At 59.5% G+C, this 26,003-nt stretch carries 20 protein-coding genes and 1 pseudogene; 6 read left to right on the top strand and 15 right to left on the bottom strand.

The window, feature by feature from the left end; translation table 11 throughout:
- Nucleotides 1-587 precede the first annotated feature (587 nt).
- Genes JOE39_RS21315 through JOE39_RS21300 form a run of 4 tightly spaced genes read left to right on the top strand, consistent with a single transcriptional unit; the run spans nt 588 to nt 3,817 of the window.
- Nucleotides 588-1,376 carry a MetQ/NlpA family ABC transporter substrate-binding protein gene (locus tag JOE39_RS21315; RefSeq protein WP_057406573.1) on the top strand — a complete coding sequence of 263 codons (789 nt, stop codon included), beginning with the start codon at nt 588-590 and terminating at the stop codon, nt 1,374-1,376.
- Nucleotides 1,373-2,503, top strand: coding sequence for a methionine ABC transporter ATP-binding protein (locus JOE39_RS21310; RefSeq protein WP_103362818.1), 1,131 nt, complete (start codon nt 1,373-1,375; stop codon nt 2,501-2,503). The genes JOE39_RS21315 and JOE39_RS21310 overlap by 4 nt, the downstream gene beginning before the upstream one ends.
- The gene (locus tag JOE39_RS21305; RefSeq protein WP_003341491.1) at nt 2,493-3,137 is read left to right on the top strand and encodes a methionine ABC transporter permease; all 645 of its coding nucleotides are present in this window, start codon (nt 2,493-2,495) and stop codon (nt 3,135-3,137) included. Before JOE39_RS21310 ends, JOE39_RS21305 begins: the two co-directional genes overlap by 11 nt.
- Before the next feature lie 56 nt (nt 3,138-3,193).
- Nucleotides 3,194-3,817 carry a class I SAM-dependent methyltransferase gene (locus JOE39_RS21300; protein WP_003392437.1) on the top strand — a complete coding sequence of 208 codons (624 nt, stop codon included), beginning with the start codon at nt 3,194-3,196 and terminating at the stop codon, nt 3,815-3,817.
- A 69-nt stretch (nt 3,818-3,886) separates the two neighbouring features.
- Here the strand turns inward: JOE39_RS21300 and JOE39_RS21295 are convergent, their stop codons facing one another.
- From JOE39_RS21295 to JOE39_RS21245, 11 genes and pseudogenes are all read right to left on the bottom strand, one after another.
- A complete protein-coding gene (locus JOE39_RS21295; protein ID WP_003426051.1) occupies nt 3,887-6,988 on the bottom strand; it encodes an efflux RND transporter permease subunit in 3,102 nt (1,033 codons plus the stop codon).
- Nucleotides 6,985-8,070 (bottom strand): efflux RND transporter periplasmic adaptor subunit, encoded by a 1,086-nt coding sequence (locus JOE39_RS21290; protein ID WP_210078315.1) that lies wholly within the window; start codon nt 8,068-8,070, stop codon nt 6,985-6,987. Before JOE39_RS21290 ends, JOE39_RS21295 begins: the two co-directional genes overlap by 4 nt.
- Nucleotides 8,067-9,185, bottom strand: a complete 1,119-nt coding sequence (locus JOE39_RS21285; RefSeq protein WP_044312640.1) for an efflux RND transporter periplasmic adaptor subunit — start codon at nt 9,183-9,185, stop codon at nt 8,067-8,069. The genes JOE39_RS21290 and JOE39_RS21285 overlap by 4 nt, the downstream gene beginning before the upstream one ends.
- A gap of 451 nt (nt 9,186-9,636) precedes the next feature.
- A pseudogene (locus JOE39_RS21280) lies at nt 9,637-9,866 on the bottom strand (RHS repeat-associated core domain-containing protein); the annotation flags it as partial.
- A gap of 196 nt (nt 9,867-10,062) precedes the next feature.
- Nucleotides 10,063-11,121 (bottom strand): RHS repeat-associated core domain-containing protein, encoded by a 1,059-nt coding sequence (locus tag JOE39_RS26415; RefSeq protein WP_074996787.1) that lies wholly within the window; start codon nt 11,119-11,121, stop codon nt 10,063-10,065.
- A 70-nt stretch (nt 11,122-11,191) separates the two neighbouring features.
- A complete protein-coding gene (locus JOE39_RS21270; protein ID WP_024661706.1) occupies nt 11,192-12,139 on the bottom strand; it encodes an RHS repeat-associated core domain-containing protein in 948 nt (315 codons plus the stop codon).
- A gap of 110 nt (nt 12,140-12,249) precedes the next feature.
- Nucleotides 12,250-12,465 carry a hypothetical protein gene (locus JOE39_RS21265; RefSeq protein WP_003392450.1) on the bottom strand — a complete coding sequence of 72 codons (216 nt, stop codon included), beginning with the start codon at nt 12,463-12,465 and terminating at the stop codon, nt 12,250-12,252.
- A 493-nt stretch (nt 12,466-12,958) separates the two neighbouring features.
- Complete coding sequence (locus JOE39_RS21260) at nt 12,959-13,978, bottom strand: ABC transporter substrate-binding protein (RefSeq protein WP_003341510.1); 1,020 nt, start codon at nt 13,976-13,978, stop codon at nt 12,959-12,961.
- A 38-nt stretch (nt 13,979-14,016) separates the two neighbouring features.
- On the bottom strand, nt 14,017-14,883 hold the full coding sequence (locus tag JOE39_RS21255) for an ABC transporter permease (RefSeq protein WP_003317308.1): 867 nt from the start codon (nt 14,881-14,883) through the stop codon (nt 14,017-14,019).
- Nucleotides 14,884-15,115: 232 nt separating this feature from the next.
- Nucleotides 15,116-15,997, bottom strand: coding sequence for an ABC transporter ATP-binding protein (locus JOE39_RS21250; protein WP_016566951.1), 882 nt, complete (start codon nt 15,995-15,997; stop codon nt 15,116-15,118).
- Between the two features lie 16 nt (nt 15,998-16,013).
- A complete protein-coding gene (locus JOE39_RS21245; RefSeq protein WP_024664039.1) occupies nt 16,014-16,910 on the bottom strand; it encodes a TauD/TfdA family dioxygenase in 897 nt (298 codons plus the stop codon).
- Nucleotides 16,911-17,128: 218 nt separating this feature from the next.
- On the opposite strand from JOE39_RS21245, the gene JOE39_RS21240 reads away from it, so the two are divergent.
- Nucleotides 17,129-20,227 (top strand): autotransporter domain-containing protein, encoded by a 3,099-nt coding sequence (locus JOE39_RS21240; RefSeq protein WP_024664040.1) that lies wholly within the window; start codon nt 17,129-17,131, stop codon nt 20,225-20,227.
- Between the two features lie 115 nt (nt 20,228-20,342).
- Here the strand turns inward: JOE39_RS21240 and JOE39_RS21235 are convergent, their stop codons facing one another.
- On the bottom strand, nt 20,343-21,569 hold the full coding sequence (locus JOE39_RS21235; RefSeq protein WP_017278830.1) for an MFS transporter: 1,227 nt from the start codon (nt 21,567-21,569) through the stop codon (nt 20,343-20,345).
- Between the two features lie 178 nt (nt 21,570-21,747).
- Here JOE39_RS21235 and JOE39_RS21230 point away from each other — a divergent pair, with 178 nt between their 5' ends.
- The gene (locus JOE39_RS21230; RefSeq protein ID WP_017278831.1) at nt 21,748-23,001 is read left to right on the top strand and encodes a lipase family protein; all 1,254 of its coding nucleotides are present in this window, start codon (nt 21,748-21,750) and stop codon (nt 22,999-23,001) included.
- A 257-nt stretch (nt 23,002-23,258) separates the two neighbouring features.
- Here the strand turns inward: JOE39_RS21230 and JOE39_RS21225 are convergent, their stop codons facing one another.
- The 3 genes from JOE39_RS21225 to JOE39_RS21215 form a co-directional block, all read right to left on the bottom strand.
- Nucleotides 23,259-24,041, bottom strand: coding sequence for a MetQ/NlpA family ABC transporter substrate-binding protein (locus tag JOE39_RS21225; RefSeq protein ID WP_003317320.1), 783 nt, complete (start codon nt 24,039-24,041; stop codon nt 23,259-23,261).
- Nucleotides 24,042-24,244: 203 nt separating this feature from the next.
- Nucleotides 24,245-25,195: a sigma 54-interacting transcriptional regulator gene (locus tag JOE39_RS21220; RefSeq protein ID WP_024664945.1), complete on the bottom strand. Its 951-nt coding sequence runs from the start codon at nt 25,193-25,195 to the stop codon at nt 24,245-24,247.
- Between the two features lie 83 nt (nt 25,196-25,278).
- Nucleotides 25,279-25,860, bottom strand: a complete 582-nt coding sequence (locus JOE39_RS21215) for an alpha/beta hydrolase (protein WP_003317322.1) — start codon at nt 25,858-25,860, stop codon at nt 25,279-25,281.
- Nucleotides 25,861-26,003 lie beyond the last annotated feature (143 nt).

Raw genomic sequence — 26,003 nt, 5'->3', positions numbered from 1 at the left:
CACGCCGCCGTATTTGATGACGACATGCGCCCCAACGCTGAAGCGCTTGGCGTTGTACACAAATCTTGTGGGAGCGAGGCGCTGCCGAGGACGGCACGCCGCCGTATTTGATGAAGACATGCGCCCCCACGCTGAAGCGCTTGGCGTTGTACACAGGTCTTGTGGGAGCGAGCTTGCTCGCGAAAGCGATTGTCCAGACGCCCTGTTTTTTGTGTCTGCACTGGCCTATTCGCGAGCAAGCTCGCTCCCACAGGACCGAGGCGCTGCCGGGGACGGCACACCGGCATATTTGATGACGACATGCGCCCCCACGCCGAAGCGCTTGGCGTTGTACACAGGTTTTTGTGGGAGCGAGCTTGCTCGCGAAAGCGATTGTCCAGACGCCCTGTTTTTTGTGTCTGCACTGGCCTCTTCGCGAGCAAGCTCGCTCCCACAGGACCGATGCGCTGCCGGGGACGGCACGCCGCCGTATTTGATGACGACATGCGCCCCCACGCTGAAGCGCTTGGCGTTGTACACAGGTCTTGTGGGAGCAATAAGCACAAGGCGTGGGGACGAGACTTAGGGATTTTTAAAAGGACCGCATCATGAGCAAAACCCTCGCTGCACTGGCCCTCGGTCTGTTGACCCTGACCGCTTACGCCGACGATAAACCCCTGAAAGTCGGGACCACGGCAGCCTTCGCCATACCGCTCGAAGCCGCTGTCGAAGAGGCTGGCAAGCAGGGCCTGAAGGTCGAGCTGGTCGAGTTCACCGACTGGATCGCGCCCAATGTCAGCCTCGCTGCCGGCGATATCGACGTGAACTACTTTCAGCACATCCCGTTCCTGACCAACGCCAACGAAGCCGCCGGCTTCGGTCTGGTGCCTTACGCACCGGGGATCATCAACAACGTAGGTCTGTACTCGAAAAAGTACAAAAGCTTCGACGAACTGCCGACCGGCGCTACCGTGGCCATCGCCAATGACCCGATCAACAGCGGACGCGGCCTGCAACTGCTGGCCAAGGCCGGGCTGATCACGCTCAAGGAAGGTGTTGGTTACAAGGCCACCGAGGAAGACATCACGGCCAACCCGAAAAAACTCAAGCTCATTCAGGTCGAAGCCGTGCAATTGGTGCGAGCCTACGACGATGCCGATCTGGTGCAGGGCTACCCCGCCTACATCCGTCTGGCCAAGACCTTTCCCGCTGACTCGGCGATCCTGTTCGACGGCATGGACCACCCGGAATACGTGATTCAGTTCGTGATCAAGCCTGATCACAAGGATGACCCGCGTCTGGCAAAATTCGTCGATATTTACCAGCACTCGCCGCTCGTCCGCGCCTCACTGGACAAGGTCAACGGCAAGCTTTACCAGGCCGGGTGGAAAGAATGACCGCAACCGCGCAACGCCAACGGCCACTCGACATAGCGGGCGCAGGTCAGTGGGCGCAACAGGCCGAACTGCACCCGGAGCTGAATCGCGCGCATGTACGCTTCATCAACCTGGGCAAGACCTATCATGGCAAGCAAGGCCCGGTGGAGGCGCTGGGCAATATCGATCTGGCCGTCCAGCGCGGCGAGATCTTCGGCATTATCGGTCGCAGCGGCGCAGGCAAATCCTCGTTGATCCGCACCATCAACCGCCTGGAACAACCCAGCAGCGGTCGCGTGTTGATCGATCAGGTGGACATCGGCGAGTTCGACGAAGACAAGCTGGTGGAGCTGCGCCGACGCATCGGCATGATCTTCCAGCACTTCAACCTGATGTCGGCCAAGACCGTCTGGCAGAACGTCGAACTGCCACTCAAGGTCGCCGGCGTGCCGAAGGAGCAACGCGCGCGCAAGGTCTCGCAGTTGCTGGAGCTGGTGGGTTTGCAGGACAAGCACAAGGCGTATCCCGCGCAGCTGTCCGGCGGGCAGAAACAGCGTGTCGGCATCGCCCGCGCGCTGGTGCACGACCCGGCGATTCTGTTGTGCGACGAAGCCACTTCGGCACTGGACCCGGAAACCACCCAGTCGATCCTCGGCCTGCTGCGCGAGATCAACCAGCGCCTGGGCCTGACCATCGTGCTGATCACCCATGAAATGGCGGTGATCCGTGACATCTGCCACCGCGTCGTAGTGCTGGAACAGGGGCGAGTCGTCGAGCAGGGGCCGGTATGGCAGGTGTTTGGCGACCCGCAGCACCATGTCAGCAAAACCTTGCTGGCGCCGCTGCAAACCGGGCTGCCGAAAGAGTGGGCCGAGCGCCTGAGCGATCAGCCGCAACGACCCGATGCGGCCCTGCTGCTGGACGTGCATTTTACCGGTGTCAGTGACGAAGGGCCGGATCTGGCTGCGCTGTTTGCCGCGCTGGGCGGTAAGGTGCAATTGCTGCAGGGCGGGGTCGAGCGGATTCAGGAGCGCGCCATCGGGCATCTCATTCTGTCGGTTGCCGGCTCGCCGCACAGCCGGGACGAGCTACTGACGCGCGCCCGCACACTGGCGCCACGCGCGGAGGTATTGGGTTATGTGGGTTGATCGCTTGCTACAAGGCACCCTCGACACATTTCTGATGGTCGGTGTGTCGTCATTGATCGCACTGCTGCTGGGCATTCCGCTGGCAGTGATCCTAGTGACCAGTTCCAAAGGCGGCATCTATGAAGCACCGGGGATCAACCGGGTGCTGGGCGGCTTCGTGAACCTGTTTCGCTCGATTCCGTTTCTGATCCTGATGGTCGCGCTGATTCCGTTCACGCGGATGATCGTCGGTACCACTTATGGCGTATGGGCAGCCGTCGTGCCGCTGACCATTGCCGCCACGCCGTTCTTTGCGCGGATCGCCGAAGTGAGCCTGCGCGAGGTCGATCATGGTTTGGTCGAGGCCGCGCAGGCGATGGGCTGTCGGCGCTGGCACATCATCTGGCATGTGCTGCTGCCGGAAGCGCGCCCCGGTATCGTCGGTGGCTTCACCATTACCCTGGTGACCATGATCAACTCATCGGCCATGGCCGGTGCCATCGGTGCAGGCGGATTGGGCGATATTGCCTATCGCTATGGCTATCAGCGCTTCGACACGCAGGTGATGCTGACAGTGATCGTCTTGCTGGTTGCGGTCGTCGCGCTGGTGCAACTGGGCGGCGACCGATTGGCACGCAGCTTCGACAGGCGCTAAGCAGCCGCAACGCAGCGAGGGTATATTGGCGGTCTTCCTTTACCGGACCGCCCTTGATGAAACTCGACCCACAGACCCTCGCGCAGATCACCGCCGCGACCCTCGGCAATTACAACAGCGTGGCCGACGACTTCCGCGAAGGCACCCGCGACCACGACGTCAGCCAGAATATCGACGCCCTGCTGCGGCATATCGAAGGGCCGGCACCCTGGCAGATTCTCGACTTTGGCTGCGGGCCGGGCCGCGACCTGAAAGCGTTTACCGCGATGGGCCATGTGGCGGTCGGGCTCGACGGCTCCGAACGTTTCGCCGAGATGGCCCGTGCCGAGACCGGTTGCGAAGTGCTGCAGCAGAACTTCCTCGAACTCGACCTGCCGCACGGACGCTTCGATGGCCTCTTCGCCAACGCAGTGTTGTTCCACATCCCCAAACAGGAACTGCCACGCGTTCTGCGTCAGTTGCATGCCACGCTCAAACCGGGCGGCGTGCTGTTCAGCTCCAACCCGCGCGGTGAGAATCAGGAAGGCTGGAACGGCGAACGTTACGGCGCTTATCACGACCTGGAATCATGGCGCGAATTGCTGACCGAAGCAGGCTTTGTCGAACTGGAACATTACTACCGCCCCGCCGGATTGCCGAGAGAGCAGCAGCCGTGGTTGGCGAGTGTCTGGCGGCGCTAGAGCGTCGAGAAATGCATCCCCACGCAGAGCGTGGGGACGATCATCAAAAGCGGAGCGTTGGAACGATCATCAATGCGCAGGCTGCGCGTTTTCATCTTCGTTCTTTTCTTCGGCTTCCTGACGCTGTTCGTCGGTTGGCTCCTTGATGCGGTACCAGGCCACGTATAGCGCTGGCAGGAACAGCAAGGTCAGCAGCGTGGCGATGATGATACCGCCGATCATGGCGTAGGCCATCGGCCCCCAGAATACTTCGCGAGCAATCGGGATCATGCCCAGGCTGGCCGCTGCAGCCGTCAACAGGATCGGACGACGGCGATGCTCGGTGGCTTCGACCACGGCGTCCCACGGCAAATAACCGCTTTTTTCATAGGCATCGATCTGGGTCACCAGAATCACCGAGTTACGGATGATGATGCCGATCAGCGCCAGCACCCCGAGAATCGCCACGAACCCCAGTGGCGTCCCCGTCGGGATCAGCGCCAGCACCACGCCGATAAGCCCCAGAGGCGCGACACTGGCTACCAGGAACATCTTCTGAATGCTGTGCAACTGAATCATCAGGAACGTCGCCATGAGAAACAACATCAGCGGCGCAACGCTGGCAATCGGCCCCTGTGCCTTGCTGCTTTCTTCGACCGTACCGCCGGTTGCCACCTTGTAGCCGACCGGCAGGCCTGCGGCAAACTTGTCGATTTCCGGTTGCAGCTGTTTGACCAGATCAGTTGGCTGAATCGCGTCGCGGACGGCGCCTTTCACAGTGATGGTCGGCTTGCGATCGCGGCGCCAGACCAATGGCTGCTCCAGCTCGTAACCTACCGTGGCAAACGCCAGCAGCGGAATCGACGTACCGGTCGGTGTCACGATTTGCAGGTTCTGCAGGGTTTCCGGTGTGCCGCGCTCGGCATCTTCGGCACGCCCGACCACATTGATCAGATAGATATCATCGCGCACCTGAGTCACGGTAGAACCACTGACCACGCTGTTCATCAGCTTGGCGACGTCTTCCGACGACAGCCCCAACTGCCGGGCCTTGTCCTGATTGATGTCGATGCGCAGGACCTTGCCCGGCTCGTTCCAGTCGTAGATCACTTCGCCCACATGCGGGTTGTGGTCGAGCAGCGTGGCCAGCTCGATGGCGTGCTGACGCACCTTGTCGATGTTCTCGCCGCTGACGCGATACTGCAACGGACGACCCACCGGCGGGCCCATTTCCAGCGCCTGCACATACGACCCGATGCCGACGAAGTCATCACGCAGGCGTTTTTGCAGACGGGCAGTCAATGCGCCACGCTCTTCCAGGCCTTTGCTGACAATGACCAGCTGGGCGTAGAACGGATTTTCCAGTTGCTGATCGAGTGGCAGGTAGAAACGCAACGCGCCCTGGCCGATGTAGGTGCTCCAGCGCTCGATGTCCGGGTCGTCCTTGAGGCTCGCTTCAAAACGATCAACCACCTTGCGCGTTTCGTTGATCGAGGCGCTCTGCGGCAGGTTCAAGTCGACCAGAATTTCCGGGCGGTCCGAAGACGGGAAGAACTGGTTCTGCACGAACTGCATGGAGAACAGCGACGCGGCGAACAACCCTACCGTGATGGCAATCGCCAGCCAGCGATGACGCATGGCCCAGAGCATGCTGCCGTTGAATGCCCGACCTATGCGGCCTGGCTCTTCGGATTTCGGTTTGATGTTGGCGCTCAGAATGTGCACGCCGATCACCGGCGCAAACAGAACGGCAACCACCCACGACACCAGCATCGCCACGGCGATGACAGCAAACAGCGTGAACGTGTATTCCCCCGCCGAGCTGTTGTTCAGACCGATCGGCACAAAGCCGGCCACGGTCACCAGCGTACCGGTGAGCATCGGGAACGCTGTCGAGGTGTAGGCGTACGTGGCCGCCTGCTCCTTGGATTCACCCATTTCCAGCCGTGTGACCATCATTTCCACGGTAATCATGGCGTCATCCACCAGCAGGCCGAGGGCGATGATCAGCGCGCCTAGGGAAATCCGTTGCATGGTAATGCCGCTGTATTCCATGAATACAAACACCATCGCCAGTACCAGCGGAATTGAACACGCGACCACCAACCCTGCACGAAACCCAAGGCTGACGAAGCTGACCAACAGCACGATAATCACCGCCTCGAACAACGCGCTGGTGAAGCCGCCCACGGCCTTGTTCACCACCTCGGCCTGATCCGATACCTTGTGCACACCAATGCCGACTGGCAGCTCCGCCGTTGTAGCGTCCATACGCTCATGCAGCGCCTTGCCGAACGACTGGATATTGCCACCCTTCTGCATCGCGATGGCCAGGCCGATCGCCGGTTTGCCATCGAAGCGGAACAGCGGCTTGGGCGGATCGGTGTAACCACGAGAGATGTCGGCAATGTCGCTCAGACGGTAAAAGCGATCATTGATGCGCAGATTGACGGCAGCCAGATCCTTCTCGGAAGCAAACTGGCCGGAGGTACGCACCGAAATCCGCTCCGGCCCGGCTTCGATCACCCCGGCAGGCGTCACCGCGTTCTGCGATTGCAGGCTTTGCACCACCTGGCTCTGGTCAATGCCCAGTGCCGCGAGTTTGCGTGTCGAGAAGTTCAGGTACACCACTTCGTCCTGCTGACCGATCATCTCGACTTTGCCAAGGCCGGGCACGTCACGGATGTCGGCGCGGACCTTCTCGACGTAGTCACGTAACTGACGCATCGAGAAACCGTCTGCTGTAAACGCATAGATCGAGCCGTACACATCACCGAACTCGTCGTTGAACGACGGGCCTTGCAGCCCCTGCGGAAACTGGCCACGGATGTCATCGACTTTCTTGCGCACCTGATACCAGATTTCCGGTATCGCCTTGGCATTGGTCGTATCACGCAAGTACACGAAAACCGTGGACTCACCCGGTCGGGTATAGCTCTTCACGTAGTCCAGCGAGTCCAGCTCTTCGAGCTTCTTCTCGATGCGGTCGGTGACCTGCTCGAGGGTCTCGTCCACCGTCGCGCCCGGCCAGCGGGTCTGGATAATCATCGTCTTGATGGTGAAGGACGGGTCTTCCTCGCGCCCCAGTTTCATGTAGGAAAACACGCCCATCAACAGCGCGACGAACATCAGGTACCAGACGAACGACTGATGCTTGATGGCCCACTCGGATAAATTGAAATTCCCTTTCATCGCGGGCTTTCCTCATCGACTTTGACTTTCTGGCCCGCCTTGAGACTGTTGACGCCCGCGCTCACCACTTTTTCACCTGCTTTGACGCCATCGGTCAGCACAAAGGAGTCGCTGTCACGGCTGGCAATAGTCACCGCTCTGGGGTTCACCGTCTGGCTCTGCGAGTCGACGATCCAGACCTGGCGTTTGCCATCGACTTCCTGCAGGGCATTGATCGGCAGACGCATGCGCGGCGTGATGGTCGAGCTGAGCGTCACACTGATGGCCGTGCCCAGCCTGAACGCCGCTGGCGTTTGCGCCAGCGACAGACGCGCACGGCGAGTACGTGTCGTGCGGTCGGCCTGGGGTTCGATTTCGCGAATGGTGGCAGTGGTGTTCACTTCCGGATTCAGCTGACTGGCGACGGTGAATACCACGTCGGACGGTAACTGATCGGCCAGTGTATCGGGCAGGTCGATCACCGCCTCCTTGATGTCCGGCCGCGCCAGGGTCACGACTTCCTGACCGGCTGTCACCACCTGCCCGGCTTCGACCTTCCATTCGGTGACCACCGCATCGTGATCACTGCGCAGCTCGCTATAACTCAATTGGTCGCGGGCCTGTTGAGCCGCGGCTCTGGCTTGCTCCTGCGACGAACTGGCGGTCTTCAGATCGGTCAGGGCGATGTCCAGTTGCGCCTGGGCACCGACGCCGCGATCGAACAGCTCCTGCTGACGGCGGGCATTGGCCTGGGCGTTGATGTACTGCGCCTGAACATTGGCCAGGTCGCCCTGCCGGGCACGCACGGCGTTCTGCTGATCGGTCGGATCGAGGGTTGCGAGCAAATCGCCTTTCTTGACCTCAGCACCTACGTCAACGTCGCGTCGGGCAATGCGCCCCGCGACACGAAAGCCCAGCACACTTTGATAACGCGCCTGGATGTTGCCGGCGAAACGCCCGAAATCCTGATTCGACTCAGGCTTTGCTTCGACGAAGACGACGGGGCGCACCGGCTCGGGAGGTGTTTCATCCTTGCCACAGCCGCTCAATAGAAAACCGCTCAACAGCAGGCCGCCCAGCGGCAGGCACGACATACGCTTCATGGCTGCACCTGTGCGTTCTGTTGCTTGGGCTGTTCGGCAATTTCGACCTGCATGTCCGGATGTAACAACTGTCCGCCTGCCACCACGACTTTCTCTCCACTCTTGAGCCCGTCGCCAATGATGACTTTGGCGGTCAGGTAACGGGTGACGGTGACCTTGCGCAAATTGACCTTGCCCTGCTCGTCCACCACCCACACGGCAGGCTTGCCCAACTGTTCGCCGAGGTCCTTGGTCAGCGCTGCCCATGGCAACTCGACACTGGCGTTGGCCGGTGCGCTCAGCGCCACGCTGACCACCGAACCCAGGTCCATGCCTTCAGGCAACGGGTCCAGAGCGATCTTGACCTGCAAGGTGCCGGTCTGCGCGGATACCGCCGGGGTCACTTCGCGCACTTTGCCGCTGACCTTGATGTTCGGGTTATCGAGTAACGTGACCTGCACAGCCTGATTGGTCGGCGGCTTGACGAACAGCGACTCGTAGACATTGAACACCGCATCGCGATCACCGTCGCGTGCCAGATCGAAAATCGGCATGGTGGCCTGCACCACTTGCCCGACTTCAGCCTGACGCGCGGTGATCACACCCGGTGCATCGGCCACCAGAGCGGTATAACCCAGTTGTTCACGGGCATTGGCCAATTGCGCCTGCGCCGCCTTCAACGAACTTTCACTACCGCGCAAGGCGGCCTGTGCAGAGTCATATTCGCTACGACTGGTGTAGCCCTTGGGCAACAGTTTTTGTTGTCGAACGAAAGCAGCGCTGGCCTGATTCACGCGGGCCTGCTCGGCGGCCACAGCAGCAGCGGCCGAGTCGACATTGATCTGCAGATCCTTGGGATCGAGCCGCGCCAGCACTTGCCGGGCAGTGACCCGATCGCCCACATCGACATTACGCTGAATGATCTTGCCATTGACCCGGAACGAAAGACGGGTCTGCACTCGCGCCTGAACATCACCGGTCAGGGCGACACTGGCGGCGAAGTCGGCACTTTTTACCGTCTGCACATAAACTCTGGGCAGTTCGGGCGCCGCCGGTTTTTCCTCGCCACAACCGGCCAGCGCCGCCAAGGCAGCGGCCAGACCGAACGTAACCAGTCTTGAAATACGAACGGGCATGCAGACTCCTTGTGCAACTGCCGGATGCGGGCGTGATCAGGGCGAGAGAATAGCGTGAGTATGCGACTGTGTGCGAGAGGGAGGGTTCATTGGGGGAGTGATCAGAACACGTTTACGATGACTCGGACGTTGCGACATGAGACGGCTGATTCACAAGCTCTTTGCCCTGAAGATAGGTCCGGGCGCGCTCTGCCTCCGGCTTTTATAGTGTTGCCCGTTCAAATTTCAGGAAAGAAATGACCTTGGGCCTCTTTGAAAAAGTGCAGGTAGCTTATAGGACTAAACGACCAGGACTAAACGACTCTCAATGACCTGCACGAATTGAATCGACAGGCTCTTCTACTATTGCTTCCATCTTGTCTACTTCTGACAAATGTTGCTTGAATCTTTTCTTGGTTAACCTCTTGTTTTTGGGATAGCCCGTTCTATGAATGGTAGGCAACTGTTCTGAACTGTTGTGCAGGTCGCTGGCAATCATATTGTCACGACCTCATCGCCCTCCCGACTCTGTTGCGCCAGCCATTGTGCGCCTGCACGGATACAGGTTCGTTGCCTGTCGCCGTGCAGCTCGGTCATCAGTTGCTCGCCGTTATAGAACCGGTTGGCGACGGCCTGGGCCGAGGGCGTCACTGTGGATACGCGGTCCAGCGGGTCATAGGTGTACTTGCAGAGGATGGCCATTATCGTTCCCTGATGATGACGAAGTCAGGGCCTTAGCGTGAGCCCGTCGGGGCCGACCGTCCACTGGCAAAACTATCAGTAGGTCACCCGAAAGCAAGAGTCCGGGTGACCTGGGTAACAAGCTCATGGGTTGTCATGGCTCTGTAAAATCGCCCAGGTTCTGGCAGAAGGCTGGATGGCATCAAGACGGCATTCACTAAGTGGGCGTTCTGATATCTGCGCTAGTAGCCTGAGCGTTGCTCCCCACGTTCTGTAAAGGGATGTCGGACGAATCCCTTGACCTTATTGATGAGCCAGAAGTGTCAAAAGCCCTCGTCCTAGCGATGTCTCGGGAGCGAGAATCTGGATATGCCTGATCATACGATGGCGGTAGCTCATACGGAGGCGGTAGATCGTTGTTGGGGTTAGGAGCTTGCGCTGCTCTTTTCGCGTCGTTCTGCCTTGCTCTAGCTTGAATAATGCGTCTTTTACTGATTCGTCTCGCAGCTAAGGAGCCCCGCCTAAGCACTGTCGAAGCGACTCCTAAGCCAAATCCTACATAGTTAAGTATTGAGCTGGTCTCGGGGTGCGCGTCTTTCGTCAACATTGACCCTATCGTTGGAATAACGCCAGCACCACCTGTTAATAAGCCGGCGGCCGAGACTGCCATTGTCTTGGCCCCCCTCGATGCGATCATTCCTCGCACCCCTCCAAGCGCGCCGAGTACCGACAGACCTAAACCCACCCAAAACCACGCGCTTTCATGCCCTGTCGGATCAACCCGGTTGACCGGATCTCCCGCGCAATACGCATACGCATTCACGCCACCCTTGCCAAACGGGCTCAGGCTGTCCGGGCTGTTGAAGCGCATCAGCACTGGGTTGTAGGCGCGATAACCGTTGCCAAGCAGGTAATAACCGGTGAGAGGGTCGCTCGGTTCGCCGTTGAAACCGGGCATTCCATCGAGGGCCTGGGCAATGTCATGGTGACCGTAAGGCGAGTAGGCAATGTCCGCCTGGTGTCCGTCTTCACTCGCATGCAGAACGCTGTTGTGCAGGTCGCTGGCGACCATCATTGTCACGACCTCATCGCCCTCCCTACTCTGTTGCGCCAGCCATTGTGCGCCTGCACGGATACAGGTTCGTTGCCTGTCGCCGTGCAACTCGGTCATCAGTTGCTCGCCATTGTAGAAGCGGTTGGCGACGGCCTGCGCCAATGGCGTCACTGTGGATACGCGGTCCAGCGGGTCGTAGGTGTACTTGCAGAGAATAGCCATGATCGATCCTTGATGATGGAGTAAGCACTCAGGTGAGTCAGGCTGGAGAAATCATGTACAGATAAACATATCAATACGACATAGCTGTACCAGGATCGTTTGCCTGATCACCCCCGACGGATGGTCTTCGAATGTTTACAGCGGCAGTAGCAACTACACCGTTTGAAGGCCTTTGCTTAACCAGCTTTATATTGGTCCCTGCATCCTCCCAACGCTTGATGCGTGGGCTGACTGTCCGAACGGCTAGCACTGGAATCAACAAGCCTATTGCCGTCGCGAGCAAAATATTCGCAGCAGGAGTGTCAGGATCGACCGCATTGATTACCCGGCTTACTGTAAACACGCTGCTGGCTGCAAGCTGGCCGACTGCTGAGGCCGCTATCAGTTTCGTTGATAAGGGTTCACCGCCCTTGGCGATAGCCTTTATCGCAGGAACAGCCGTCTTTACACCCACGAAAGCACCGAACAAGCCGAGCCCTATCCAGACAAATGAAAGTACCTGACCAACATCCACCTCATGCCCGGTCGGATCAGACCGATTAACCGGGTCCCCCGCGCAGTACGCATACGCATTCATACCACCCTTGCCAAACGGACTCATACTGTCCGGACTGTTGAAACGCATCAGTGCCGGGTTGTAGGCACGATAACCATTGCCCAGCAGATAATGACCGGTCAACGGATCGGGTCGCTCACCGTTGAAGCCTGGCAACTGGTTCAATGCTTGCCGATGCCCGTAGGGGGTGTAGGCGATAGGTCCAGGCAAGCCGGCCGATACGGTGTGGAGCACGCTGTGCTGTTGGTCCGAGCCGATCAACAACGTGGCGAGCGCTGACTGCATGGCCAGCAACTGACGGTCGCGATGCAGGAAACGAAGGTGTTCCGCCCCCTGAACCTCGCTGACCAGCGTGTCGGACTGATAGAACGAACGGGCAATGGTTCCTATCGCAGGCGTGCGAGCCGCGAGCCGGTCAAGCGCGTCGTAGCGGTAACGGCACAGAGGGGTTGGCTGGCGCATGGCGAGTAACCGGAGTGGTCTTGATCAGCGAGGCAGGCCTCTTCAAGCACACAATGCACCGCAGGGACCGCAGCGGCTACTCGTAGAACTGCTAGGTTTCATCATTATTGTCAGGGGTTCTGAACGCATTCCAGCGAGCGCTCCAGCTCGGCCTTGGCCATATTGATCAGATGCACCACCGAGAACGCCAGATCACGTTTCAGGCCGTCAAGGTTGTCACCGGTTTCATACGCGGTGGCCGAGGCACAGCGCAGTATGTCGCTGACCTGCATCAGAGAGTCTTCCAGAGAGTTGGGGAGCGGCGGGGATGGGGTTGAGTTGATCATCGCTTATTCCTTTAGCTGACAAGACCACCAGATGCCTGCTGCTAAACAAACAAGGGTGGCGACTTTGACGCGGGTTAGCAGACCGGTGTGGAACAAGCGCAAGCAACCGGCGCACCCGAAGGTGCCCCACGCAAAGCCCCCATAAACGGCACTTGCGCCACTTGTTATCCACAAACAGGCTGCTAAACCCGATCGCTGGAAAAATCAGCGACCGACGCAGCCTAGTGTGCAGAGTTGGCAGGCACAAGGGCCCGGGATTTTCTAGGAAAGGTCATACGCAGGAAAGGGAAAAGACTGAAGGAAAGGTCCTGCAGGACAGGTTTTTCGTGAGCGGAAGTAACCTGAATCTTTCAGAAGAGGACGCAGAGCGTCCAGAAATGCATACCCACGCGGAGCATGGGTACGATGACATTCCTCAGATCGCCTATCGTTCCTGACGCTCTGCGTGGGAATGCCGTTCGCGACGCTCCGCGTCGTCTGCAAACCGCGCCGATCAGCTGCCCTCGGTGCCGTGTGCTTCTTCGAAGAAGAAATCCTTCCAGCTCGCCGCCTTGTTTTTCAACACGCCCAGCTCATGCAGTTTCTCGGCGTAGATGAAGGTGCGCTGCGGCGTGACGGTGAAGTCGATTTCCGGGTCGGCGACGATTTTCTCTACCAGTGGCAACGGCAGCTTCGATTGCTCGACGCGGATGTACGTCTGCGCGGCAGCGGGCTTGTCGGCCTTGATGATCTTCTCGGCTTCAGCCAGCGCGTCGTAGAACGCCTTGTAGGTCTTGGGGTTTTTGTCGTGGAATTTCTCGGTGGTGTAGAGCACGTTGAACGTCGCCTGGCCGCCCAGCACGTCATAGGAACTGAGCACCTTATGGACGTTGGGGTTCTCCAGTTCCTGATACTGGAACGGCGGGCTGGAAAAGTGCGAGTTGATTTCCGAACCACCGGCAATCAGCGCGGAAGTCGCATCCGGGTGCGCGAGGCTGACCGAGATGTTGTCGAATTTCTTGTAGTTGTCGTTACCGAACAGCTTGGCGGTTTCGATCTGCAATGTGCGCGACTGGAAGCCCACGCCCGCAGCCGGTACAGCGATGCGGTCCTTGTCGGTGAAGTCCTTGAGAGTCTTGACGTTGGGGTTGTTGGTCAGCAGGTAATTGGGCATCGAACCCAGCGAGGCAATCGCCTTGACGTTCTGTTTGCCCTTGGTGCGGTCCCAGACGGTCAGCATCGGCGGCACGCCTGCCGACACCACGTCCAGTGCGCCGGCCAGCAGCGCTTCGTTCATCGCCGTGGCACCTGAAATACTGTTCCAGTCGACCTCAATGTCCAGGCCCTGCTCCTTGCCGTGTTTCTCGATCAGTTTCTGATCGCGCACCACGTCGAGGATCAGGTAGCCGATGCCGAATTGCTGAGCGATGCTGATCTTGCCTTCCGCCTGAGCGCCGCCGCTGAGCAGCGCGCCAAACAAGCCGAGCGTCGCCGCCAACACAGTCAGTGCCGGGCGTTGAAATGCAGTATTCATGTGGTTCTCACCCTGATTATTCAAAAAAAGACGGCGTTTCAACGCTGCATGCCCCAACGCTTGACGGTCAGGCGCTCGATGTTGGCGAACAGCAGGTTCTCGACCAGCAGGCCGATGAGGATCACCGCCGCCAGACCCGCAAAAACCTTGTCGGTATACAGCTCGTTACGATTCTGAAAGATGTACCAGCCCAGACCGCCCTTGCCGGAGGACGCGCCAAACACCAGTTCGGCAGCAATCAGCGTGCGCCAGGCAAAGGCCCAGCCGATTTTCAGACCGGCGAGAATCGATGGCAGCGCAGCAGGAATCAGGATGTGCCAGACAAAGCGCAGGCCTTTGAGACCATAGTTGCGACCTGCCATGCGCTGGGTTTCCGAGACACCCAGAAAGCCCGCGTAAGTATTGAGCGCCAGTGCCCACAACACTGAATGCACCAGCACGAAGATCAGGCTGTTCTGACCCAGCCCGAACCACAGCAGCGCCAGCGGCAGCAGGGCAATGGCCGGTAACGGATTGAACATCGCAGTCAGCGTGCTGAGCAGGTCGCGGCCCAGTTGGGTGGACACTGCCAGAGTGGTCAGGGCGAACGCCAGCACGATGCCGATCAGGTAGCCCTGAATCAGCACGGTCAGGGAGATCCAGACCTTGCCCGGCAACTCACCGGAGATCAGCCCGTCATAAAAAGCGGCAGCCGTTTGTAGAAAGCTCGGCAACAGCAGGTCGTTGTTCTGCAGACGTGCGGCCAGTTCCCAGATCACCGCCAGGGCGATCATGATGACGCATTTGCGCACCCAGCTCAGTTGCCAGATGCGCTGTGCCAGGGGCAGATCGCGGGCCAGGTCTTCCTGAGTGAAAGGCTCCAGCGTGATTTCATATTCTTCGCGAGCGGGAGGTGCGAGGCTCATGATTCGGGTTCTCGGTAGTCGTAAAAAGCGTATACAGAACGCTCTGGGAAGCGTTAATACGCACAGCATTCATTATTTAGCCTTTGATTCTGCTCGCAGGGCGTGGAGCGAGTTTGTTCGCGAATGGGCCGTTACATTCTCAAAAGATGCATTGTCTGAACTACCGTCTTCGCGAACGAGTTCGCTCCTACGGCCTTCGGCCAGAATCAAAAACCTGTACCAGTGCGGCCAGTCAATAAGCAATCCGGATGTCCTGAAAATTCAGATCCTGCTCCACCGGCCCGGCCTCGCCCTCATCGAACAACAACCGATGAATACGCTGCGCGGTTTGCTGAAAGCCGACGCCGCCGAGACTTTTCAGGTCGTATTGATGGCTGTTGATTTCCGCCCGTACACGGCCCGGATGCGGCGACAGCAGCAGGATGCGGTTACCGACCACCAGCGCTTCTTCGATGGAGTGCGTGACGAACAGCAACGTAAAGCGCACCTCGTCCCACAGCTCCAGCAGCTCTTCCTGCATCTTGCGGCGGGTCAGTGCATCCAGCGCGGCGAACGGCTCATCCATCAGCAGGATTTTCGGCTGCATGGCCAAGGCTCGGGCAATTGCTACACGGGCCTTCATGCCACCGGACAAGGTGTGCGGATAGGCATCGGCAAACGCGCTGAGGCCGACCTTTTCCAGGTAATAACGTGCGCGCTCCAACGCTTCGGGGCGCTTCAGCGTGCGTGATGCCAGCAGCGGAAACATGACGTTCTCGATCACGGTTTTCCACGGTGGCAACTGGTCGAACTCCTGAAACACCACGATGCGGTCCGGGCCAGGCTCGGTGACCTGATGCCCCGCCAGGCGAATCTCGCCCTCACTGGGCTCGATGAAACCGGCCACCGCCTTGAGCAACGTCGACTTGCCGCAACCGGATGGCCCGAGCAGCACGAAACGATCGGCCGGATCGACTTCGAAACTGACCTGATGCGTCGCCCGCACCACGCGTTCTGGCGTGCGGTATTCGAGGCTGACGCCGCGAACTTGCAGCAAGGCTTCAGCAGTGGGCTGTGCCGCCGGCTGCGGTTGGGTGCTGGTGCTGGCCGTGTGGCCTTGCGCGACAGCATTCATGAACGGCTCTCCTGAATCAAAATGGCGCGGTGCCTTGAATGGTCGTGCGATGCAGTTTGCGACGCAGATGCGCCGGGCAGCCGGCAGCCAGATGGATCAGGGAACGGTTGTCCCAGAACACCATGTCGTTGGCCTGCCACTGGTGCCGATAGATGTGCTCGGGCTTCACGCTGTGCGCGTAAATCTCGTTGAGAATCTGACGGCTCTCGTCTTCCGGCAGACCGAGGATGCGTGTCGTGAAACCCTCGCTGACGAACAGCGCCTTGCGCCCGTTTTCAGGGTGGGTGCGAACGATCGGGTGGCTGACTTCCACCACCTGCGCCAGTTGCTCGGCGGTCAGGGTCGGACGCCAGTTGGCGGCGTTGTGGCCCTCGGCGTAGCGTGCGGTGTAACTGTGCACCGCTGAACGCCCTTCAACCGCATCGCGCAGGTGTTGCGGCAACGTTTCCCACGCCAGGTGCATATCTGCAAACAGCGTATCGCCGCCTTCACTCGGCAGTTCCTGGGCGTAAAGCATCGAGCCCAGGCTCGGCAGCTCCTTGTAAGACAGGTCCGAATGCCAGTACTTGCCGGCATCGCCCAGGCCCACGGGCTTATCGTTCTCGACAATATTGGAGACGATCAGGATTTCCGGGTGGTTGGCCAACAGAAACTGCTTGAGCACATGGATCTGCAGCACCCCGAAGCGCCGGCTGAAATCGATCTGCTGCTGCGGCGTGATCTGCTGATCGCGGAACACCACCACATGGTGATCCAGATGTGCCTGATGCATACGAGCGAAGTCGGCATCGTTCAACGGCCTGGACAGATCCAGCCCAACGATTTCCGCGCCCACCTTTTCGGTGAATGGACGCACTTCGAAGGATTGCGAAGCAGGTTGAGCGGACAATGAAGCGAGGGAGGCTGCTGGCATGAGAACTCCGACTCCAGGACTGTGTGACTGAAAGACGAAACTCTATAGGTATAAGAAAGAGAATTTAAATACCGTTGGGGAATAACGATAGCGCCGAATATTTCATGCGGGTGCCTCGCAGGCCCAATCCAGCATAAATGTGTCATGACAGTTACATCGAAGTGTCAGAACGGCTTGCTAGGGTCGGCGCCTTATTCGACCTGAGTGAAGCGCCTGCTATGCGATCCAATAAACCGGTTGTCCATGTAATGGTGTCGTCATTGATACTGTCGCTGCTTGCCGTCTCGGTTCAGGCTGCGAGCCGTGCCAATGACAATCGTATAAACGGTGTCGATCTGCTCTCCGGGTTCAACACCCTGTGGACAACCGGTGCAACCTGGGACACTGGCACGCCGACGGCCCTCGGTCAGAGCCTGCTTCGGCGCAACCTGCAGATCGTGGTCGACCGTGCCAACTCGCGCACGCTGGCGCAGGAAACCGCCGCCTACTTCGATGACCGCCGCGACCAGAGCTACAGCGCCATCAGCGGCCTGGGCTCGCTGAGCGATGCTTACAAAGCAGGCGCGGGCGCGTTCACGACGATCACGCAATTCGACGACAGCAACAAAACCGTCAAGTACGACGACAAAGGCAATGGCGCAGGCAGTTCGTCTTCAGCGCTGGGCAAGGTGGTCGATCTGGTCGGCGCCGTGCGCAACGATGCCTCCACGACTCCGGCCAAGTCCCACTATCTGTATCCACGGCCATGGCGGCAGAGCCTCGACGGACAGAGCCTGGCATTCGTCGTCGCGCCGTCCCTGCGCCCGGCCGAAAGCACCACGCCGGCCAGTGACTCGGGTTTCCCCAGCGGTCACACCAACGCCGCTTACCTGTCAGCCTACGCCTTGGCCTACGCGATCCCGGAGCGGTTCAGCGAGCTGATGCTGCGTGCTTCGGAGATCGGCGACAACCGCATCGAAGCGGGCATGCACTCGCCCTTCGACGTGATGGGCGGGCGAATCACCGCGACCTATTTCGCAATCGACAATCTGTCCAATTCCGCCAACACGCAATTGCGCGCCGATGCTCGCGCACAGGCGCTGGCCTATTTCACTGCTCAGTGCGGCGGCGACGTCAACAATTGCATGACGGCCATCGACCCGGCCACCGACCGCACTTCCCAGCACGCACAGGACAAGGCGCTGTACACCGCGCGCATGACCTACGGCTTCGACCCGGTCGGCCCGACCAACCTCGCCCCGGTCGTGCCAACCAACGCTGAAGTGCTGCTGGAAACACGCTTCCCGTACCTGGACGCCAGCCAGCGCCGCGAGATTCTGGCGACCACTGAACTGTCGTCGGGCTACGCAGTGATCGATCAGTCAGGTGGCTACGGTCGCCTGAACCTGTATGCCGCAGGCGATGGTTACGGCGCGTTCAATTCCAACGTCACCGTCAACATGAACGCCAGCCTGGGTGGCTATAACGCCATCGACGCCTGGCGCAACGACATCAGCGGCAGCGGCGCACTGATCAAGAACGGTACGGGCAACCTGATCCTGACCGGCAACAACACCTACTCGGGCGGCACGCTGATCAACGGCGGCACCCTGACCGGTCATGCCCAGGCCTTCGGCAGCGGCACGATCACCGATAACGCAACGCTGATGGTCGATCAGTCCACCAACGACACCCTCGCCAACACCCTGACCGGCAACGGTGCGCTGATCAAACGCGGTATCGGATCGCTGAACCTGACCGGCAACAGCAGCCTGTCCGGCGCGACGTCCGTGCAGGCCGGTCGCCTGGCAGTGAATGGCAACCTCGGTAACTCCATCGTCAGCGTGCAGCAAGGCGCAACGCTGGGTGGCAACGGCACCGTCGGCGGCATCAACGTCGCTCAGGGTGGCGTGGTCGCACCGGGTAATTCGGTCGGGCAACTGAACGTCAACGGTGACGTCAACCTGGCTCAGGGTTCGGTTTATCAAGTGGAGTCGGACGCCAGTGGCAAAGCCGACCGCATCGTCGCCAGCGGCCGCGCCACGATCAATAACAGCACGCTGTCACTGGTCGAGGGCGGTAACTGGCTGGCCGCCAGCCGTTACTCGATCCTCTCCGCAGCCGGTGGCGTGAGCGGTGCATTTGCCGCCGTACAAACCAACTTCGCGTTCCTTACCCCGACGCTGAACTACACCGCTACCGATGTCGGGCTGACGCTGGATCGCAACGCACAAACCTTCGCCAGCCTGGCGACCACGCGCAACGCCAAGGCGGTCGCGCAGGGGCTGGACAGCGCGGGCGCAGGCAACGCGCTGTGGCGTCAGGTGGTACAGGACGACGCCTCGACGGCGCAGGCCACGTTCAGCGCGCTGTCCAACGAGCTGCATGCATCGACCCAATCTGCACTGATCGAAGACAGCCGGCTGGTGCGCAATGCCATGAATGCTCGCATGCAACAAGCCCAATCCGCACAGGCATTCGGCAGCACCACGCAAACCCTCGCCGGTGACGCCTCGCGCGGTGTGGTGTGGACCCAGGCCATCGGCGCGACCGGCCAGACCGACAGCAGCCGTGACGCCTCGGGCCTCGAAACCCGCACCAGCGGCCTGTTGTTCGGCGCCGACGTACCGCTCGACGACACCTGGCGTGTGGGTGCATTGGCAGGCTTCAGCAACAGCAGCTTCGACCTGCGCCACGCGTCCGGCTCGACCGACAGCGACAACTATCATCTGGGTGTCTACGGCGGCGCGAAATGGGGCCAATTGGGCCTGCGCCTCGGCGCGATACGCACCTGGCATGAGCTGACCGCCAAGCGCACGCTGGACCTGCCGGGCTCGTCCGAGCACTTCAAGGAAGACTACAAGGCAGCGACCAATCAGGTCTTCGGCGAACTGGGCTACACCCTGGAAATGGGCAACGCACAGCTTGAACCCTTCGCCAACCTGGCACACGTACGCCTGGACACCGACGCCTTCGACGAGAACAGCAACGCCATCAGCCTGCAGAACAAGTCCCAGGACAACCACATCACCTTCAGCACCTTGGGCCTGCGTGCAGCGACCCGCCTGAACGCAGGCAGCGTCGTGATCAAACCCAACGCCACACTGGGCTGGCGTCGCGCCTACGGTGACGTCACCCCGGAAAGCCGCTCGGCCTTCAGCGGCGGTGACACCTTCGAACTCTCCGGCGCCCCCATCGCCCGCAGCGCAGCGGTGCTCGGCGCAGGTGTCGACCTGGGGTTGAGCGATACCTTGAGCGTAGGCCTGAGCTACGACGGTCAGGTGAGCAACGACGCATCGGATCAGTCGCTGAATGCCCGGGTGACATTGGCGTTTTAAGGCTGAAGCGGCGGCTGCTCTCTGTAGGGGCGGAGAGCAGCCTGCCGAAGTTATCAGGGGGTCTGAGCGCTCTTGCGTTGACCCTCAATTCCATAACACGCCAACCCTCTCGCTTTCATTTCCCAGCATCCCGATCAGCCTCAACAATCGGGGTCGGGAATGGGCTGCGTGCCTTTGCAAACCACCACAGGGCACCCGCCCCGATAACGCTCGTCAGCATGGCCAAACTCAGGATGATCTGGCGGATGCCCAAGGGCGCTGCGAGCAGGGCCACCAGCAAACCCGCCAGAGGCTGCGACAGGTTGTTGAGCAAGGTGATCACGCCCACCGTCTTGCCGAAGTCCTGAGGCGGTATCACCCGCTGCCGGAGGGTGCGCATGTAGACGTTGAACATCTTGTCGAAGCCGACGATCAACAGGAACCCCAGCGCATAGCCAATCAGGTTCGGGCTCAGGGCGCTGATGAATGCCCCGGTCGCGATCATCGAAAAGCCGACGCTACCCAGCACGCGCATAGGCAGAGCCACGCGGGCCAGGAAGAACAGGATCACAATGGTCGTCACCGCGCCCGCCGCCTGCAGTCCGGCATAGCTGTCTTTGCCGGCGCTGTACTCACCGATCACCATGGCTGCCGAGGTCGCCAGCGTGACACCGACGATCAGGTTGACGCCTACTGCCAGCGTGATGATCTTTTTCAATTCCGCCAGGCTGCGGATATGCCCGAACGCAATCCGCAATGGCTGCAGCCAGATGTCCTGATGCTGCTCGAACACCTCAAGCGTGATACGGCTGAGACGTTGCCACGCGAGCATGCTCAGGTCCGCCAGCAGGAACAGGCCAGCGGTCAACAGTACGACCCAGTGCCAGGCCCACACTTCAAGCATCAGTGCCGCGACCAAGGGCCCGAGAACCAGCCCGGACTGGTCGGCGATCTGGGAATAGGAAAACGTTCTGGTGTAGCTGTAGTGCTGAAAGATATGCGGCATGAGCACTTCGCGCGCCATGATGCCTTGCGTGGTCAGCACCCCGCACAATGCCGACAGCACCACCAGCCATCCGATACCGCCAAAGATGGCGTAGAGCACCATCGCCAGCACGCACAGCGATGCCCGGTAGATCTGGCTGATATGCAGAATTTTGACTGGCGGGTATTTGTCGCAGAGGGCACCACACAACGGAAACGCGAGAAACCTCGGCAGCGATTCAACGAAAAACGCCAGCCCGGCCCACGATGCGCTGTTGGTGGTCTGAAACACCACCAGCGGCACAATGAACAACAGAATCTGATCCGCCAGCCTGGACAGGAAAAGCGAGACGAAGAAAGCGAGGTAATCCTTACGCATGGAAAACTCCTGTAGGCCGGGACGTGCATCGCGATTAACCGAGCCAGGCGTTGGAGCTTATTGGATTTACGATTTTAATGCTGGCGGCGCTCGCTACAGTTAGTATTCCTCAGGTCATACCTGGCTTGATACATCCATGCTGAGACGCCCTCTCCTGTGAGCTCGTGGAGAAATACTGATGAACTCATTGCCAAGGTCCTCGGCCATTCTGGCCATCCTGTTGACGGTCCTGCTCGCAGGTTGCAGCGCCGCACCAGGGTCTGCCAGGCCATCTGGTAATGCGACCAGATATGGCGAGGGCGGTGTTTCTGCCTTTTACACATGGCCGGATAAAGTGCCGTCGACACCGGGCCGACTGCTGCGCTCCGAACCGCTGACGGACAAGCAGAGTCTCGAAAATGCCGGACAGAATGTCCGCATCCTGTACACCTCAACAGACGGGCTCAACAATCAGCCAGTCGCAGTGTCAGGTGCTCTGTTCATGCCCAGAGGTAAGTCGCCAAAGGGCGGATGGCCACTGATGGCGTGGGCGCACGGTACTGTCGGTAGCGCGGACATCTGTGCGCCTTCATTCACAGGGCGCAGTGATCGCGATACGCGCTACCTGAATGAATGGCTTGGCCGGGGTTATGCGATTGTGGCTACTGACTATGAGGGTTTGGGGACGCCGGGGCTGCACCCGTTCGGGCTGAGCAGTCCGCTGGCATATGGTGTGCTCGACAGCATTCGCGCCGTTCAAGGTGCTGGGTTCAAGCTGTCTTCGCGGGTGGTTGTGTTTGGGCAGTCCCAGGGTGGCCGTGCCGCTTTCGCTACGGCCGTGTATCAGAAGACTTACGCGCCCGAATTGAACATTGTCGGTGTGGTCGCGACCGGGACGCCTTATCCGATGGCTCAATTGCATGAGAAACATACCGGACCGGATAACTTCCGCGATCAGGTCTCGCCGTCGCTGGCCTACAACCTGTTGCGATTGAGTACCGCCGCGCTGATCAACCCGTTGCTGCATCCCGCCGATTACCTGAGCGACCGCGCGAAGCCCGCGTTTGAAACCAGCCAGCGTGAATGCCTGCAAGCCATCGAGCGCAAGGTGGTCGCGGATGGACTGACATTCAACAACAGTTTCAAACGCTCACCCGAGAAAGCACTGGATCAGGTCAATCGCCATTCGGACTACCCGACGGTAAAGTCGGACATTCCGGTATTTATCGGTACCGGGGGCAAGGACGTCATCTCACCTGTTCGCAGCCAGATCGCGCTGGTCAAGGACGCGTGCAGGGCAGGCGACCGCATCGAATGGCATTACTACCCGCAACTGGATCACTCCGGCGCAGTGAATGGCTCACTGCCGGACTCGACACGTTTTGTCGAGAAAGCATTTTCGGGGGAGTTTATGACGGGGAATTGTGGGGAGACGCAGAGCGTCGCACGATAGTTGAGGTTATCGTTCCTCACACCAGAGCGTGAGGAACGATAAGTGCCCGCAACATGCTCCGCGCTCAGCTTTACACACATGTCTTTGTGGGAGCGAGCTTGCTCGCGAAGAGGCCGGTGCAGCCCCCGGAAATATGGCGTTTGGACCAACGCCTTCGTGAGCAAGCTCACTCCCACCAAGATTTCTGTCCAGCCCCATACAGCATGTAGCTGCGACGCGGAGCGTCGCACGATAGTTGGGAGAGCGAGAGTCAGTAATCAGAACGCAGGCAATACCGCGCCGTCGTACTTCTTGTTGATGAAGTCTTTGACTTCCTGGCTGGTCAACGCTTTCGACAGCTTTTCGATGGCGTCGGTGTGGGCGTTGTCTTTGCGGGTGACGAGGAAGTTCACGTAAGGCGAATCGGCACCCTCGATGATCAGCGCGTCTTTCTTCGGATTGAGCTTGGCTTCCAGCGCGTAGTTGGTGTTGATCAGGGCAAGGTCAACCTGCTTCAACGCACGTGGCAGTACAGCTGATTCGAGTTCGCGGAATTTGAATTTCTTCGGGTTGGTTGCGATGTCTTTCGGCGTGGACAGGGCGTTGGTCGGATCCTTCAGGGTGATCAGGCCACCTTTTTGCAACAGCAGCAGTGCGCGGCCTGCGTTGCTGCCTTCGTTTGGAATGGCGATGGTTGCGCCTTCAGGCAGATCCGCCAGTGTCTTGTACTTGCTGGAGTAGCCACCGAACGGTTCCACGTGTACGCCCACGCCAGTCACCAGATTGTCGCCCTTGGCTTTGTTGAAGCCATCCAGGTAAGGCTTGGTCTGGAAGTAGTTGGCGTCCAGACGCTTCTCGTTCAGTTGCACGTTCGGCTGTACGTAGTCAGTGAAGACCTTGATTTCCAGGTCCACACCTTCCTTGGCCAGGGTCGGCTTGATCAGCTCAAGGATTTCCGCGTGCGGTACGGGCGTCGCGCCGACTACCAGCTTTTCACCTGCGTGAGCCAGGCCAATCGAGAACACAGCCGCCAGAGCGGTCAGCAAAAACGTCTTTTTCATGCAATGTCCTTAACGAAATCCGAGAGCGTCATCCAGAAAATGACACCTTATTATTCAATGGTTTGCCACAGCTATCCGAACCCTGCGACATCATGCTGACATTACCGGTGTTTTATATTCCGATAAAATACTTTTTAATCGAGTGCTTATGCTTTTTTGCATCAGGATCTACTTTACCTCATCAAGACCGCGCTGGGGCGCGCTCAAGCGGGACGCCGCGCCAGCTCCGAGGTGACTGTTTCAAGCAATTGCCTGAGCGCGGAAAGCTGCCTGCGATCACCACCATCGAGCAATAGCTGCGTCTGGCGCTCGATCAGCGTCAACGGATCGGCGATGTCCGGCAGATTGATATCGTGTGCGCGAATTTCATCACCGCTGCTGACCAACAAGGCAAAGTGAATGACGTTCTCCAGCTCACGGGTATTACCGGGCCAGCTGTGAGCCTCCAGCGTGCGCTGCGCATCCTCACTGATCAGTTGCACCGGCAGGTTCAGACGCTGGCTGTAGATCCCCACAAAATATTCGGCTAACGGCAGGATGTTGCCCGGCTGCTCGCGCAAAGCAGGCAGATCAAGGCGGCCCTCGCTCAGGTAATGATAAAGACGCTCGTGGAATTTCCCGGCGGCCACGGCCTGGGCCAGATCGATACTGGTGGCGGCGACCAGACGCACATCGACCGGGCTCGGCTGCTGGGCGCCCACTCGCGTGACTTCGTGATTTTCAAGGGCCGCGAGCAGCTTGACCTGGATCGGCAACGGCAGGTCGCCGATCTCGTCCAGGTACAAGGTGCCGCCATTGGCTGAACCGAACCAGCCTGCGCGACTGCTGACCGTCCCACTGTGAGCTCCGGCGGCGTAGCCGAATAATTCGGCGTCGGCATAGGTCGGACTGATGGCACCGCAGTTGACTGAAACGAACAACCCGGAGCGATCGCTGCCGCGATGAATATGCCGCGCCAGCAACTCCTTGCCGGTCCCGGACTCGCCACGGATCAGTACCGGTAAAGAACGGGGAGCCAGTTGCTCCATTTCTTCACGCAACCGACGCGAGCGTGGATCGATAAACACCAGCGCCTTGGCGCGAATGCTCAGTGGGCTTTTTTCCGCATCGGGAAAGGTCAGCAGCGGCTGACCGAAGTTTTCGTGAAGGCTCATGACACACTCCCGCCTGAGCCCTTGCGATGGCTCAAGCGTTTAAAAAGACGGGACCCGGTGAGTCCGATAAACAAGCTGCCCGGTCATGCACGACGACGCGCGTGTTGCTCCAGACGGTTTTGCAGGCGATACAGGTAGGCGAAACCCTGCTCCCAGCGTTGATGGCCGGACTTGACGTTGATATGCCCGGCCTGACTCAGAAAGCCTAGCTCGGCACCCCAGTGACGCGCCATCTCCATGGCCCGCTGGGAGCTGACCGCAGGATCGTTGTCAGAGCTGACGATCTGCGTCGGAAACGGCAACAGATCAGTAGGGATCGGTGCAAAATTACGCAACGCAGGCGGGCAATTCGGACGATCGACGTCGGCCGGTGCCACCAGCAGTGCGCCCTGCACCTGACGCAAGGTTTCCAGCGGCGCGAGTCGGGCCCAGTGCGCGACGGTGACGCAACCCAGGCTATGCGCGATCAGGATCACTGGCGTGTCGTGCGCGGCGATCGTGCGTTGCAACTCACCCACCCAGTCTTCACGACGTGGCTTGAGCCAGTCGGCCTGCTCCACGCGCGTGCTGTTGGGCAGACTGTTCTGCCAGTGGGTCTGCCAATGATCATCAGGAGACCCTTGCCAGCCTGGCACGATCAGATACCGGATCGACTCGTTATGCATGGATTCGCCTCCTGCATGTATGCGTTCATGAGACGAGTATAGGGATGGAAGGTATATTCGCTAAGGAATAAGAAGCTATTTGTTAATTCCCAAAACGAATATCAGCTGACAGGCAAAAAAAGAGGCCACTCCCTGCCTTCGAG

It is taken from the genome of Pseudomonas sp. PvP100, from assembly GCF_017833055.1.
GTDB classification, from domain to species: Bacteria; Pseudomonadota; Gammaproteobacteria; order Pseudomonadales; family Pseudomonadaceae; genus Aquipseudomonas; species Aquipseudomonas syringae.
Note: the sequence above shows the minus strand (reverse complement) of the source record. Positions and strands in the feature narration are given on the sequence as shown.

Excerpts from the sequence above, each read along its gene's own strand:
- JOE39_RS21235 (WP_017278830.1), bottom strand. The coding sequence starts at position 21,569 with ATGCGTAAGGATTACCTCGCTTTCTTCGTCTCGCTTTTCCTGTCCAGG.
- JOE39_RS21310 (WP_103362818.1), top strand. The coding sequence starts at position 1,373 with ATGACCGCAACCGCGCAACGCCAACGGCCACTCGACATAGCGGGCGCA.
- JOE39_RS21295 (WP_003426051.1), bottom strand. The coding sequence starts at position 6,988 with ATGAAAGGGAATTTCAATTTATCCGAGTGGGCCATCAAGCATCAGTCG.
- JOE39_RS21285 (WP_044312640.1), bottom strand. The coding sequence starts at position 9,185 with ATGCCCGTTCGTATTTCAAGACTGGTTACGTTCGGTCTGGCCGCTGCC.
- JOE39_RS21270 (WP_024661706.1), bottom strand. The coding sequence starts at position 12,139 with ATGCGCCAGCCAACCCCTCTGTGCCGTTACCGCTACGACGCGCTTGAC.
- JOE39_RS21290 (WP_210078315.1), bottom strand. The coding sequence starts at position 8,070 with ATGAAGCGTATGTCGTGCCTGCCGCTGGGCGGCCTGCTGTTGAGCGGT.
- JOE39_RS21315 (WP_057406573.1), top strand. The coding sequence starts at position 588 with ATGAGCAAAACCCTCGCTGCACTGGCCCTCGGTCTGTTGACCCTGACC.
- JOE39_RS21255 (WP_003317308.1), bottom strand. The coding sequence starts at position 14,883 with ATGAGCCTCGCACCTCCCGCTCGCGAAGAATATGAAATCACGCTGGAG.
- JOE39_RS26415 (WP_074996787.1), bottom strand. The coding sequence starts at position 11,121 with ATGGCTATTCTCTGCAAGTACACCTACGACCCGCTGGACCGCGTATCC.
- JOE39_RS21305 (WP_003341491.1), top strand. The coding sequence starts at position 2,493 with ATGTGGGTTGATCGCTTGCTACAAGGCACCCTCGACACATTTCTGATG.
- JOE39_RS21215 (WP_003317322.1), bottom strand. The coding sequence starts at position 25,860 with ATGCATAACGAGTCGATCCGGTATCTGATCGTGCCAGGCTGGCAAGGG.
- JOE39_RS21250 (WP_016566951.1), bottom strand. The coding sequence starts at position 15,997 with ATGAATGCTGTCGCGCAAGGCCACACGGCCAGCACCAGCACCCAACCG.
- JOE39_RS21245 (WP_024664039.1), bottom strand. The coding sequence starts at position 16,910 with ATGCCAGCAGCCTCCCTCGCTTCATTGTCCGCTCAACCTGCTTCGCAA.
- JOE39_RS21260 (WP_003341510.1), bottom strand. The coding sequence starts at position 13,978 with ATGAATACTGCATTTCAACGCCCGGCACTGACTGTGTTGGCGGCGACG.
- JOE39_RS21265 (WP_003392450.1), bottom strand. The coding sequence starts at position 12,465 with ATGATCAACTCAACCCCATCCCCGCCGCTCCCCAACTCTCTGGAAGAC.
- JOE39_RS21230 (WP_017278831.1), top strand. The coding sequence starts at position 21,748 with ATGAACTCATTGCCAAGGTCCTCGGCCATTCTGGCCATCCTGTTGACG.
- JOE39_RS21225 (WP_003317320.1), bottom strand. The coding sequence starts at position 24,041 with ATGAAAAAGACGTTTTTGCTGACCGCTCTGGCGGCTGTGTTCTCGATT.
- JOE39_RS21220 (WP_024664945.1), bottom strand. The coding sequence starts at position 25,195 with ATGAGCCTTCACGAAAACTTCGGTCAGCCGCTGCTGACCTTTCCCGAT.
- JOE39_RS21300 (WP_003392437.1), top strand. The coding sequence starts at position 3,194 with ATGAAACTCGACCCACAGACCCTCGCGCAGATCACCGCCGCGACCCTC.
- JOE39_RS21240 (WP_024664040.1), top strand. The coding sequence starts at position 17,129 with ATGCGATCCAATAAACCGGTTGTCCATGTAATGGTGTCGTCATTGATA.